Source organism: Dongshaea marina (assembly GCF_003072645.1).
GTDB classification, from domain to species: Bacteria; Pseudomonadota; Gammaproteobacteria; order Enterobacterales; family Aeromonadaceae; genus Dongshaea; species Dongshaea marina.
Genome location: NZ_CP028897.1, coordinates 397,706 through 410,849 on the forward strand (window position 1 = coordinate 397,706; position 13,144 = coordinate 410,849).

The 13,144-nt window shown below is 51.7% G+C and carries 14 protein-coding genes; 6 read left to right on the forward strand and 8 right to left on the reverse strand.

The annotated features are described in order from the left end of the window. The first annotated feature begins 168 nt into the window (after positions 1-168). Positions 169-480 (forward strand): carboxymuconolactone decarboxylase family protein, encoded by a 312-nt coding sequence (locus DB847_RS02085; protein ID WP_199911684.1) that lies wholly within the window; start codon positions 169-171, stop codon positions 478-480. 37 nt (positions 481-517) lie between these two features. On the opposite strand, the gene DB847_RS02090 is transcribed toward DB847_RS02085, so the two are convergent. From DB847_RS02090 to DB847_RS02110, 5 genes are all read right to left on the reverse strand, one after another. Beyond that, entirely contained in the window at positions 518-2,188 is a 1,671-nt protein-coding gene (locus DB847_RS02090) for a monovalent cation:proton antiporter-2 (CPA2) family protein (protein ID WP_108649228.1), read from the reverse strand. Between the two features lie 165 nt (positions 2,189-2,353). After that, positions 2,354-3,535 (reverse strand): Na+/H+ antiporter NhaA, encoded by a 1,182-nt coding sequence (gene nhaA / locus DB847_RS02095; protein ID WP_108649229.1) that lies wholly within the window; start codon positions 3,533-3,535, stop codon positions 2,354-2,356. Between the two features lie 83 nt (positions 3,536-3,618). Continuing rightward, complete coding sequence (gene degS / locus DB847_RS02100) at positions 3,619-4,734, reverse strand: outer membrane-stress sensor serine endopeptidase DegS (RefSeq protein WP_108649230.1); 1,116 nt, start codon at positions 4,732-4,734, stop codon at positions 3,619-3,621. A gap of 85 nt (positions 4,735-4,819) precedes the next feature. Then, entirely contained in the window at positions 4,820-6,181 is a 1,362-nt protein-coding gene (locus tag DB847_RS02105) for a Do family serine endopeptidase (RefSeq protein ID WP_108649231.1), read from the reverse strand. Between the two features lie 104 nt (positions 6,182-6,285). Continuing rightward, a complete protein-coding gene (locus DB847_RS02110; protein ID WP_108649232.1) occupies positions 6,286-6,666 on the reverse strand; it encodes a YhcB family protein in 381 nt (126 codons plus the stop codon). Between the two features lie 111 nt (positions 6,667-6,777). Between DB847_RS02110 and zapE the strand changes: the two genes are divergently transcribed. The 5 genes from zapE to sspB all read left to right on the forward strand — a co-directional run bounded on the left by zapE (position 6,778) and on the right by sspB (position 10,366). Next, complete coding sequence (zapE, locus tag DB847_RS02115) at positions 6,778-7,881, forward strand: cell division protein ZapE (RefSeq protein WP_108649233.1); 1,104 nt, start codon at positions 6,778-6,780, stop codon at positions 7,879-7,881. A gap of 228 nt (positions 7,882-8,109) precedes the next feature. Further along, positions 8,110-8,538, forward strand: coding sequence for a 50S ribosomal protein L13 (gene rplM / locus DB847_RS02120; protein ID WP_108649234.1), 429 nt, complete (start codon positions 8,110-8,112; stop codon positions 8,536-8,538). An 11-nt stretch (positions 8,539-8,549) separates the two neighbouring features. Beyond that, a complete protein-coding gene (gene rpsI / locus DB847_RS02125; RefSeq protein ID WP_108649235.1) occupies positions 8,550-8,942 on the forward strand; it encodes a 30S ribosomal protein S9 in 393 nt (130 codons plus the stop codon). Positions 8,943-9,236: 294 nt separating this feature from the next. Beyond that, complete coding sequence (gene sspA / locus DB847_RS02130) at positions 9,237-9,875, forward strand: stringent starvation protein SspA (protein WP_108649236.1); 639 nt, start codon at positions 9,237-9,239, stop codon at positions 9,873-9,875. A 14-nt stretch (positions 9,876-9,889) separates the two neighbouring features. Beyond that, entirely contained in the window at positions 9,890-10,366 is a 477-nt protein-coding gene (gene sspB / locus DB847_RS02135; protein WP_234418485.1) for a ClpXP protease specificity-enhancing factor, read from the forward strand. 62 nt (positions 10,367-10,428) lie between these two features. On the opposite strand, the gene DB847_RS02140 is transcribed toward sspB, so the two are convergent. From DB847_RS02140 to DB847_RS02150, 3 genes are all read right to left on the reverse strand, one after another. After that, the gene (locus DB847_RS02140) at positions 10,429-11,085 is read right to left on the reverse strand and encodes a LysE family translocator (RefSeq protein ID WP_108649238.1); all 657 of its coding nucleotides are present in this window, start codon (positions 11,083-11,085) and stop codon (positions 10,429-10,431) included. Between the two features lie 137 nt (positions 11,086-11,222). Continuing rightward, positions 11,223-11,948 carry an SDR family oxidoreductase gene (locus DB847_RS02145; RefSeq protein ID WP_108649239.1) on the reverse strand — a complete coding sequence of 242 codons (726 nt, stop codon included), beginning with the start codon at positions 11,946-11,948 and terminating at the stop codon, positions 11,223-11,225. 290 nt (positions 11,949-12,238) lie between these two features. Further along, positions 12,239-13,123 (reverse strand): IS982 family transposase, encoded by an 885-nt coding sequence (locus tag DB847_RS02150; protein ID WP_108649240.1) that lies wholly within the window; start codon positions 13,121-13,123, stop codon positions 12,239-12,241. Positions 13,124-13,144 lie beyond the last annotated feature (21 nt).

Genomic DNA, 13,144 nt, shown 5'->3' on the forward strand with positions numbered 1-13,144 from the left:
GGCCCTTTTTCTTCTCTCCAGCCATTGCCAAAGGGAGAGAGCAGATGTTCGAGAACAAATATGATAATGCAAAATTGAAAATCGTGATTTTGCGCTGTTGACTACTCTGTAGCTTCAAATAGTAAGGGTATATACTTCATAAAAGCACAAGGAAAACAGGAGCATATCGTGGGTAAGTCACAGCACTATAAAGGAATTCAAGAGAGTTATCCGGAGCTGATGGAAGCTTTTGAGGCGTTAGGGAGTGAGGCGAAACAGGCCGGGCCACTCGGCAGCAAAGAGGCTCACCTGATCCAGTTAGCCGCTGCGGTTACGATTCGCTCAGAGGGGGCGACCCACAGTCATACGCGTCGCGCACTCGAAGCCGGGGCATCGCCCGATGAGATCAGGCATGCGGTCCTGCTACTAGTGAGTACCATAGGTTTTCCGACTGCCGTTGCCGGACTGAGCTGGGTTGCTGACATTCTCGATGCTAACTAGGCTCGCTGGAGGTTTCTCGTTCCTAAGGGACCGATAATCACTCATTTTGTCCGTAATAGTCTTTACGGAATTCATCGAGGATCGCTTCGCGTTCGGCGGTGTCGATGGCTAGTTGCTTGAGAAGATAACGGGTGAACTCCAGGCTTGCCTCCAGGTTGTCGGACACCACCATGTTAGCACCGAGCTCCTGGAGCACTTTACACTGGTTGTAGCTGTGCCCCAGGGCACAGATCTGCATCTCAGGATCGCTGTTATGCAGGGTCTTCACCACCTGCTTGGTCGCTTCATAGTCATCCAGCGCGACCACCAGGATCTTGGCCTCTTTGAGGGAGGCGGAATGCAGGATCTCCGGCTGGCGGACATCGCCGTAAAAGACCGGGTGGCCGTGACTTCGTTGCTGCTTGACCCGATTGGCATCCATATCCAGGGCGATATAAAAGATCTTCATCTTAGTCAGGACTTCGCCGATGCGATGTCCTACCTTACCAAATCCGGCCAGCACAATGGGGACGGGGATCCCGGGAGGTGGAGGATAGATGGAGTAATCCGACCCCTGGGAGCGACTCAGGGTGCAGGCCAACCTGGATAGGATGGGAGTAAACAGCATACTGAGGACGACTACTAACATCAGCTGCTGATAGAGGCTCGTATCCAAAATAGTATGCTGAAGAGCCAGCGAGAATATCACCAGGGCAAACTCACCACTTTGAGCCAACATCAATGCCGTCGAAAGCGAGACGATCCCGTTACGGCTAAAGAGATAAGCCAGCGGAAAGATGATGATGATCTTAAGAATAATCAGCAGGCAGACCAGGCCCAGGATCAGCAACGGGTTATCAATCAGACTGATGAGATTGAAGGACATCCCCATCGACATGAAGAAAAGTCCCAGCAGCAGTCCACGAAATGGCTTGATCTCGGCGATCACCTGGTGACGGTAGATGCTGTCGCCTATCAGCAGCCCGGCGAGAAATGCACCCATCTCCATCGACAGGCCGATATGCTCTGTGATGGTGGCCGTACCCAGTACAATCAGCACCGCAGAAGTGGTGAATACTTCTGGGCTGCCAGCCAGAGCAACCCTGTGCAATATGGGGTGCAGGAAGTAGCGGCCACCGAGGATCACCACCAACAGAATCACCAGGGTTTCCATCAGTGAGATGAAGAGCTCACCCTGGAGCGTAAAATCAGGAATTGTCAGCAGGGAGATCAGGGCTAACAGCGGTACCACCGCCAGATCCTGCATCAGCAGTACCGAGAAGCTCATCTTGCCGTATTGAGAGTCCAGCTGCTTATTTTCTCCCAGCAGCTGTAGTACAAAGGCGGTGGAGGAGAGGGCCAGGGCTGAGCCCACCAGGATGGCTGTAATCAACTCAAGCCCGGTCAGAATATAGATCAGAAAACTGAGCACCATCCCGGTCAAAGCGACCTGGAGGACCCCCAAGCCAAAAACCAGCCGCCGCATCTGCCAAAGCTGTGAGGGCCTGAGTTCGATTCCGATAATGAATAGCAGCAGTACCACACCGAACTGAGCAAGGGCTGAGATTTCAGTAATATTATCGATCAGGCCGAGGCCGGAGGGGCCGACAATGACGCCAGCGATGACGAAGCCAGGAATGGATCCAAGCTTGACAGCCTGAAACAGTGGAACAGCGATCACCGCAGCACATAGCAAGATGATGATATCTGTCATGTAAGCCGAGATCATCGGGTGTCATCCATCCTTGTCGTAAGACTCACTGGGTTTGAAGTACTACCAATCACTTTTGCTGATAGCTAAAGTATTTACCCAGTTTCACTCATCCACAAGCAGGCTGTCACTTTGACTCAATCGGAGACACAAAAAAGGCTCCGTAAGGAGCCTTGTTTTCAGTTAGGTCTTTTTCTTGGGAAGCACGAAATAGAGGAGCAGGTAGCCCAGGATGGCGGCCAGAATTGAGCCAAACAGGATCCCCAGGCGATCGTTAAACAGGTAGCCTCCGGTTGCCCCCTGCTCAAAGGCCAGGGAGCTGATAAATAGACTCATCGTAAAGCCGATACCACACAGCAGGGAGACTCCATACATTTCTCGCCAGCGGATGCCATCGGGCAGGCTGGCCATTTTGAGTTTGACCGCCAGGTAACTGAGCCCCAGTACCCCGATCAGTTTACCTATGATGAGACCTCCCCAGATCCCCATGGGTACCGGGTGTAGCAGCGACTGCAGGGTCACGCCCTCAAGAGAGATCCCGGTATTGGCAAAGGCAAACACCGGCAGGATCACATAGGCCACGGTTGGGTGAAGATCGTGCTCGAGTTTTTCCAGCAACGAGGGGCCTTCTTCTCCCTCTTTTTGCTTGAGCGGGATAAAGAACGCCAGCAATACCCCGGCCAGGGTGGCGTGTACCCCGGATTTCAGCACCGCGATCCACAGAATTAACCCGACCAGCAAGTAGGGGGTTAGCTTGGTGACTCCACGTCGATTCAGGATATACAGGACAATCAGAGACAGGGCCGAGATCACCAGTGAACCGAGAGATAGGTTGGAGGTATAGAAGAGGGCGATGATAATGATGCCGCCGAGATCGTCGATGATCGCCAGGGTCAGCAAAAATAGCTTCAGGCTGTGGGGGACCCGGCTGCCGAGCAGCGACAGGACACCCAGGGCAAAGGCAATATCCGTTGCCGCTGGAATTGCCCAGCCGCGCATCGCCATCACATCCCCGTGGTTAAAATAGCTGTAGATCAGCGCCGGGACAACCATGCCCCCGACGGCGGCAAATAGCGGCAGGGAGAGCCTGGATCGATCAGATAGCTCCCCCATCAGCAGCTCTCGCTTGATCTCAAGTCCCACCAGCAGGAAAAACAGGGCCATCATCCCGTCGTTTATCCAGAGCAGCAGGGGCTTTGCGATCTGCAAGGCGCCAAGTCGGACCTCAACATGGGTTCCCAGCAGGGCATCGTACAGAGGTTTGGCGGCAGAGTTCTCAATGATCATCGCGATGATCGCGGCGATCACCAGAATAATACCGGCGGCAGCCTCAAGGCGCAAAAACTCACGAATAGCTTTCAACATGTGTCGGATCTCTCCTCAAATTTAGCCTCAAGCAACCCACGACCAAGCTTCTTACAGCTTAGTCAAAAAGAAGTGGTGTTGGCTCAGGAGGCGTTGTTATTGCTTTGGTAGCGTGTGTCCTCGGTAATAGTTACCGGGACTGTCATCTTTTTGCCCTGACGCGAGATGGTCAGAGAGAGAATGCTGCCAGGCTTTGCCGCCGCAACCTTGTCCAGCACCTGACTGGCAGATTGGATCGGCTGATTATTTATGGCTAGCAGCACATCATTGATCTTGATCCCGGCCTTGTCGGCCGGACTATTGGCTACGATATGATTAATAACGAGTCCCTGGTTATCACCAAGGTTGAGAAGACGCGCCATGATGGCGGAGGGTTTGATTGCTCCAACACCCAGGTATCCGCGGATCACCCGGCCGTGCTCGATGAGCTGCTTCATGACATCGAGGGCGAGCTTGTAGGGAACGGCAAAGCTGATGCCGTAGCCTTCCTGATTTCGAGTCGTGTGGTAGGTAGCGGTACTGATCCCGACCAATTCGCCTCGGGTGTTGATCAGCGCTCCCCCTGAGTTCCCTTCATTGACGGCGGCATCGGTCTGCAGGAAATCCTGGCGACCATTACTATCGGCGCCTAGGCTGCTGAGATCGCTGCGCCCCTTAGCGCTGATGATCCCCTGGGTGATGGTTTGCCCTACATTGAAGGGGTTGCCTATGGCCAGCACCACGTCGCCGACCTGGGGATCGATATTGTTGTCCTGAGGGATCACAGGGAGGTTGTTGGCCTTGATCTTGAGCAGGGCCAGATCCGTGAGTACATCAGTACCGATCAGCTTGGCGTCGACGATCCGTCCATCCTGCAGCGCCACTATGATCTGGTTGGCCCGGGCGATGACATGATAATTGGTTAGAATGTAGCCGCCACGATTCATGATCACACCTGAACCCAGCCGCTGAGGCTGAAGACTTGGCTGACTATCCAGCTGGGCCTGCTGCATGCTTTGGGTGTAGATATTGACCACCGCAGGTGCGGCGCGATTAACCCCATAGGCGTAGCTGACTACACCCTGGCGCAGGTAGATATTTTGCGGCAACAGTTGGGCGGCCTGTTGGCGTAGTCCCGGGATCGCCAACACCAAGATCGCTGCCACCACTATTCCGGCACAGATGGACTTGAGAAGATAGATAAAGATGCTTCGCGACATGTGATGACCCCAGGCAGATGAGCCCTGAGGATAACATGATTTGAGGGGGAAGAGGAACGGCCTGGCAAGCCAGGCCGTGGATTTATTAGCGGATCACCAGATACAGTGAATTGTTACCGCGCTGGATATTCAGGGCAAGCAATTCCTGCTTGTTTTTCAAAGCCTTACGTAGCTCACCCATGTTCTTGATGCGTTGGCGGTTGACGCCAATGATGATGTCATTTTTACGCAGTCCAGAGAGGAAGGCCGGTGAGTTCGGGATCACTTTCTCGACCAGGACTCCCGGAGTTCCCTCCTTCTCTTCGATAGTGCTCAAAGTGGCACCTTCCAGAGCGGGGGTGATGACGCTGGCCTTGACCTGATGGTCTTCGGCGCGGCGCAGGGTTACCTTGAATTCATTGATCTTCCCGTCGCGGAATACACCCAGGGTGATCTCTTTACCGGCACCCATGGTTGCGATCTTGGCGCGCAGCTCACCGAACGAGGAGATCTTCTTACCATTGATGCTGATGATGATATCACCGGCTTTCAGGCCTGCGGCCTGGGCGGCTGAATCCTTGAGGACCTGACTGACAAAGGCACCATGGTCTTTATCATAGCCAAAGGCTTTGGCGAGATCTGAAGTCAGCTCTCCACCCATGATTCCCAGGGTTCCGCGGCGGACCTCACCATATTTGAGGATCTGTGAGACCAGGTTTTTCACCATCCCGGAGGGAATGGCAAAGCCAATGCCGATATTGCCACCATTGGGACCCAGGATAGCGGTATTGATCCCAACCAGTTCACCCTTGAGGTTCACCAGGGCACCACCCGAGTTACCGGTATTGATCGCCGCATCGGTCTGGATGAAGTTTTCATAGTGCTCGACGTTGAGGCCACTGCGTCCCAGTGCACTGACGATTCCTGCGGTCGCAGTCTGAGTCAGCCCAAAGGGATTACCGATCGCAATCACAAAGTCGCCGACCTTCAGCGAGTCGGAATCGGCAAATGGCAGAGCTGTCAGGTCTTTTGCATCGATCTGCAGCAGTGCGATATCCGACTGAGTGTCAGCGCCGATCTTCTTAGCCTTGAATTTACGGCCATCTTTCAGGGTGATCATGATCTCATCAGCATCCTGAACGACGTGGTTATTGGTGACTATGTAGCCTTTTTTAGCGTCGATGATAACGCCGGAGCCCAGAGCTTTAAAGGCGCGCTCCTGAGTCTGCTCAGAAGGCATGTTGGGCCCAAAGAAGAACTTGAATGCCTCAGGAATGCGCTCACGGGTGATCTTTTTTCCCGAAACAGAAACGGTGACCACTGCCGGCGAGCTCTTGGAAATCACGGGGGCCAGACTTGGAAGACCCTGGCTATTGATAAGATTGGCTGGCAGTGCGGCAAATACCGGAGAACACAAGCCGCCCAGGCTGAATACTAAAACAGTAAAAAGGGTGAGGGCTCTCTTCATCCAGAAAACTCCTTGTTGTTGAAAAACAGTTCGCAGAATAAGACCACCTCGCCGCGGCTTAAGTTCCGGGCAAGAAGGCCATAAAGCTGCGAGTATACAACACTCTATCGCAACAGGCCGGAAGACTCTCCTGAGTAGTCACGGGGTGCCTGCTCATCTTCGGCTTGCTTCTCAAGCCTCGGGGTATTTTGAAACAGCTGCTGATGGAGTTCTTCGGACTTAATCAGGCCCGATGAGCTGTGCATCATGTGCTCACAAAAATGCTGATAGCTTTGATTGAGGTGCTGCAATACTTCAGCGCTCTGTACAAAGTGCTCCTGTACCTGCTGCTGGTAGCGTTCATGATTTTGCAGTGCCTGCTCCAGATCCTGAGTCAGTTGCTCGGTTGTGGCACAGGGTTTGCGGGAAAAACGACCGGCAAAAAAGCCGATGACTAATGCGATGATTGCGACAAGAATAACGTAGAGCCAGAGCGTGGCAGTCATGGTGATCTCCTCATTGTCCAGACATCCTTGAGTGTGGCTTCATTCCTTGCCACTATATCCTACCCATAGAGGAAGCGATATCAAATTTTAGGACGAGGATGGGACCAGAAGATGAGTGTTAAACAGCGCTATCAGCGGGATCTGCAGCAGGGATTTAAACAGGACTCGGCTCAGCGAGTTGCTGTGGAGCATCTGGATGCCCTGAGTCATGCGCTGGAAGTCACTGCTCCTATGCAACAGCCTAAACTTCGGCATCGGCTTCTCAGGCGGCGTGTGGTGACGAAAGTCTCTATGCCTCGCGGCCTTTATCTTTGGGGGGGCGTCGGTCGCGGCAAGACCTACCTGATGGATCTCTTCTATGAATCACTGACGACTTCGGCCAAGCAGCGTTTTCACTTTCACCATTTCATGAGCCGGGTTCACCAGCAGCTCAAAGGCTTGTCCGGTCAGAGTGACCCCCTTAAGAAAGTGGCGGAGCAGTTTACCCGTGAGTTCAGGGTGCTGTGTTTTGATGAGTTCTATGTGTCAGATATCACCGATGCCATGCTGATTGGTACCCTGTTTGATGAGTTGTTTCAGCGGGGGCTGACCCTGGTGGCGACCTCAAACTGCCACCCGGATGATCTCTATAAGAATGGCCTGCAACGAGCCAAGTTTCTGCCGGCTATCGCTCTGCTCAAGGAGCACTGTGAAGTGCTTAATGTGGATGGGGGAGAGGATTACCGGTTGCGTACCCTCAAGCAGGCAGAGATCTACCATTACCCTCTGGACTCCCGGGCGGAGCAGAATCTGCAAGCCTGCTATCGGCAGCTGACTCAGCAGTCGATCGACCCGGCTTCGAGCCAGGAACTTGAGATAGGGCAGCGTAATATCAGGATTCGCCAGGCGGGACATGGGGTATTGATGGCCGACTTTCACGCCCTGTGTTGTACTGCCCGCAGCCAGCTCGACTATATGGAGATCGCCAGGCGCTTTCATACCGTACTGCTCTCAGACCTGCAACAGATGAATGAGCAGCTCGATGATGCGGCGCGGCGCTTTATCGCCATGGTGGATGAGTTTTATGAGCGTAGGGTCAAGCTCATCATCTCGGCGGCCGTGCCCCTTGGGGAGATCTATACCCGGGGACGGCTGGAGTTTGAGTTCCAGAGAACCCGCTCCAGGCTCGAAGAGATGCAATCTTTCGCCTATCTGGAGCTCCCTCACCTGGCCTGAGTAGGGACTATAGAGGTGGGCTTTGTAAAATTTATCAAAAAGGTGGGTGATTTTTTCAGCGACATCCCCTATAATCGCGCAGCCCACGTTGCAAATACTCTTTGTAATATATAAGACATATGTCGACCACTTGTTCTCGAAGGAGTACGGGTGGCTTAGCGTTGTAGTTAGGGAAGCCTTCCTGCAACAAACACTGTAACAACTTCAATTTTTGGGTGCAGAAGTTACATGAAAACTTTCGTTGCCAAGCCAGAGAGCGTAAAGCGCGACTGGTACATTGTTGATGCTGAAGGTAAAACTCTGGGACGCATCGCAACTGAGATTGCTCACCGCCTGCGTGGTAAGCATAAGCCTGAGTACACTCCACACGTTGACTGTGGCGACCACATCGTTGTGGTTAACGCTGCTAAAGTTCACGTTACTGGTAACAAGCGCTCTGGCAAAATCTATCACGCGCACACTGGTTACCCAGGTGGCCTGAAGTCAATCAGCTTCGAGAAGCTGATCGAGAAGGCTCCTGAGCGTGTAATCGAGTCTGCGGTTAAGGGTATGCTGCCACGCGGTCCGCTTGGTCGTGCTATGTTCCGTAAACTGAAAGTTTACGCGGGTGCCGAGCACAAGCATGCTGCTCAGCAACCTCAGGTACTGGACATTTAAGGATCAGGCAAATGGCAGATAATCAATATTACGGCACTGGCCGTCGTAAAAGCTCAGTTGCTCGTGTCTTCCTGAAGGCAGGTAGCGGCAACATCGTAGTAAACAAGCGTTCTCTGGACGTATACTTCGGTCGCGAGACCGCTCGCATGGTTGTTCGTCAGCCACTCGAGCTGGTTGAGATGATGGAGAAGCTGGATCTGAACATCACCGTTAAGGGTGGTGGTATCTCAGGTCAAGCTGGTGCAATTCGCCACGGTATCACTCGTGCGTTGCTTCAGTATGACGAGACGCTGCGTCCAGCTCTTCGTCAGGCTGGCTTCGTTACTCGTGATGCACGTCGCGTTGAGCGTAAGAAAGTGGGTCTGCATAAAGCACGTAAGCGCCCACAGTTCTCTAAGCGTTAATATTTGGCTCCGGCCTTATATTCGAAAAAGCCCGGCTTGTCCGGGCTTTTTTTATTGGCGTTTGAATAAGATAGAGGACAGGTTGCACAAAGGATGCGCTTTGTTTTGCTCAGAGGGCTCAATTTGCTGAACAAACAGGCATTTATCTGGTAAACTCATCCTCTTGCTGAAAATTTGGCATTGTCCTGCCCGAGCGGTGGCGGCCAGGTTTCAGCCCTATTACATTTTTTCCCTGCAGGGGCCGTGAAATCCCGGTGGTCTGTGGGATGTTCTGACAACTTTTTGGAGGGTTCAATGGCTGTTGCTGCCAACAAACGCTCAGTAATGACACTGTATTCCGGTGCCGATGATCTTTATAGCCATCAGGTACGTATCGTGCTGGCGGAGAAGGGCGTGAGTGTTGATATCAATCACGTAGACGTCAACAACCTCCCGGAAGAGCTGGCGGAGCTGAATCCTTATGCTAGTGTTCCGACTCTGGTTGATCGTGAGCTGGTTCTTTACAACTCCCGTATCATCATGGAGTACCTGGATGAGCGGTTTCCGCATCCACCATTGATGCCGGTTTACCCTGTATCCCGTGGTCATAGCCGCCTGATGATGCACCGCATCGAAAATGACTGGTACAGCCTGGCCCACATCATTCTTGAGGGTAAGGATGGTGCAGATGCCGCACGTAAGCAACTCAAAGAGAGCCTGCTGTCGATCGCGCCTCTGTTTGCTGAGTACCCTTACTTCATGAGTGAAGAGTTTGGTTTGATGGATTGCTATATGGCTCCTCTGTTGTGGCGTCTTCCTCAGATGGGAATTGAGTTAGCTGACCGCAGTGCTAAAGATCTCAAGACCTATATGATTCGGGTGTTTGAGCGTGAGTCTTTCCAGGCTGCTCTGACCGAAGCTGAGCGTGAAAACCATAGTCAGGCGAGTATCTAAGGATGGAGATCGAGATGACTCCCAGTCGTCCCTATCTGCTTCGGGCGTTTTACGACTGGATCCTGGATAATGAGCTGACTCCCCACCTGTTGGTCAATGCTGAGCTGCCTTATGTGCAGGTTCCTCAGCAATTTATCAATGATGGGCAGATCGTGCTGAATATCGCGCCGCGTGCCGTGGTTGGATTTACCATGGATGACGATGCGGTTAGTTTTAACGCTCGTTTCGGTGGCGTTGCTCATCAGGTTTATGTGCCTATGGCAGCTGTGATGGCGATTCAGGCACGTGAAAATGGTGCCGGGACCTTCTTCCCGCCAGAGCCAGCCTATGAGAGCTGGAGTGCAGATGCCGATGCAGAGCTTGAAACAGCGCAGCCATCTCAGGCCGCACCCCTGGCCGAGCTTGAGGCGGTGGAAGAATCTGCTGATGAGTCAGACAGTGAAGCGGCTGAGCGTCCCAAGGGGCGTCCAACGCTGCGGGTGATCAAGTAAGTTTGTTCATCTGAATATAAAAAAAGCTCCCGAGGGAGCTTTTTTTATATCTGGAGAAAGGTCTACCCAGAGATGTGGTGTATCTGCAGGTTGGAGCTCAGCAGCCAGATCGCTAATAGCAGGAAAATGAGTCCCATGAACCTGTGTTGATAGAGATGGAATTTATGGCTGTTTAGCAAGCGTTTTCCCAGTGTTCCTGCCATGGCTACCACCAGAGAGTAGAAACTAAATCCACTGAAATTGAGGATTAAGCCCAGGATCAATATCTGAATCCCTGTACTGCCGGTTGCATGATTGGATACAAATTGTGGAAGAAATAGCACAAAAAAGATCAGAGCTTTTGGGTTGAGAAGGCTGGTTAAAAATGCTCGCCGGTACAGGCTATTCGTGAGTTGATGACGAGGAAGCTCAAGGGTGCTTATTTTCGTATCTACCCTGCTTTTAAAAGAATCCCAGCTTAATTTGAGCAAGTAGAGTCCGCCGATCACCTTTATTGCATTTAAAGCCAGCGGACTCATGACAACCAGTGCAGAGATCCCCAATGCAGCGAGCAAAGTCATACTAAAGCCAGCACTGCAGATCCCAAGACAGGTGAAAAATCCAACACGACGCCCATAGCTGATGCTGGAGCTAATGATGAGCAGCAGATCCGGACCCGGGATCATGAGAAGGGCAATGATAGCCGTCAGGTAAATCGGTAAGATTGAAAAGTCTATCATTGAGGCTTAGGCAAAAAGTATAAGTATGATCGGGGAGGGCATTCTACTGGCTCGAAGCGTGAAAGTCATCCTGCTCACGAAATCACAGGCTTATCTCAAATGGGATTTAAGGCATGCCTGTGATTGATTAGGGAGTGTTAGTTTTGCTGGCGAGTCGGTGTGATCACCAGGTCTCGGATACAGACACTCTGCGGAAGCGAGTACGCAAATACAACTGCATCGGCAACATCTTTTGCTGTGATGGCACCACCAATGCTCTCTTTCCAGTTCACATAATCCTGCTGGATTTTTGGATCTGTAACGTGCTGCAGTAGCTCAGTTTCAGCTGCTCCCGGAGAGATGGTGATAACACGCACGTTATGGGGAGCCATTTCCCAGCGAACCGTTTCACCAATACCATGCACCGCAAACTTTGTACCTGAGTATGCGGCATGCTCTTCATAGGTTTTTACACCTGCAACGGATGAAATGTTGATAATTGTTCCGCTTTTGCGTTGCTTCATTTTATTGAGAACAACCTGCATGCCATTTAAGACACCAAAGACATTGGTGGCAAACATCTTCTGCCACTCCTGAGGATCCTGATCCTCAACATGACCCAGCAGCATGACTCCCGCATTATTTACCAGACAGTCAGTTTCACAACCAAAAATCTCTTCGGCCTCATCGACAGCCTGCGCGAACTGCTGATGATCTGAAACATCCACCTTTCTGCAGATTGTATTGGGGAGCTCCAGTGCCTCCAGTTTTTCTACTCTTCGGGCAAGTAGCAGCAGAGGGTAGCCAAGGCCACTTAACTGCTTAGCGATTTCAGCCCCAAAACCTGAGCTGGCACCCGTGATAACAACTAACTTCTTATCCATGATTGAGCCTTAAATAATGAACTTACAGCCATGATGGAGAGCTGTGACACGAATAATTGGATCTCGCCCTCAGCCATTTTGGACGAATATCATACCAAAATAGTTTTAGTTTCAAAGCGCAGATTGATTGATGGTTGTTGCCATTGTGTGAATTCGCCTGGACGAAGGAATGAATTGAGTCTGAGCTGTGGGCCGCAAAGCATGTGTGAGAAGCAAATGGGCTGGCCTGGAGATCGTTTTCTCTTGGCTTCTTTATAGGGGCTTCAGCCAGAACAGTGCTTGGGTTAACCTCAGATCTGCATAAGCGCTTCCTTTTCAAGCCGAGACATTCGGATGCTCGGCTTCTTTTCCTGGAAGGTATATGCAATGAGGCCAGCAAGGAGATTCACCATAAAGCTGACGCAGCTACGATGCCGTGAGTGTTCTATCTGAGAGATGTTCTTCAGCTGATCAAAGACGGTTTCAATGATGAAGCGTTTGCGAAGCATCAGCTTATCCCATAGCCGCATCAACTTTGGTTTCATATTCTTCCTGATGCTGGTAATTAATGTGACCCCTTGGTCTGCCAGCTCTTCTGCAAGTGGTCCTGAAATATAGCCTTTATCTCCATAGAGTGAACCCCAGAGCTGCTCGCACATTTCAGGAAGAGGAGTTCTGTCATCAACATTGGCTGGGGTTAATTTGACCGAGATAACACCACCTTGATCATTGATGATAAGGTGCAATTTAAATCCATAAAACCACCCCATGGTTCCTTTGCCACGCTTGGCAGCACCTTGAAATACTTGATGTCGAGGGATGCGAAGGTTATGGCAAACCTGAAGTTTTGTTGAGTCGACGAATGCAATCCCAGTAGGTTTTGCTTGTCTGTGGGTGAGATAGGAGCACAAAGGGACAAGGGTCGTTTGCATCAATTTCAACATCCGGGTGTAACTCACCAGGCCGGGGAACTCGCTTTTCCAGTACTTACATACGAACTGAAGATAATAGGATTTAAAGTCTCGGAATCCCAAACGATGGAATGCGATGACGATGGTCATCACTTCACTGACAGCCAGGCGAGAGGGTCTGTTCCGCTGCTTCACACCTAAGGAGATCTGCTGTTTTTGCCAAGCGGGTAGAAAGACCTGACAGAAATCATCGACATCAACGAAAATAGCTTCTAAATTGATCATGCCCAAGCTCCTTGGCGATTG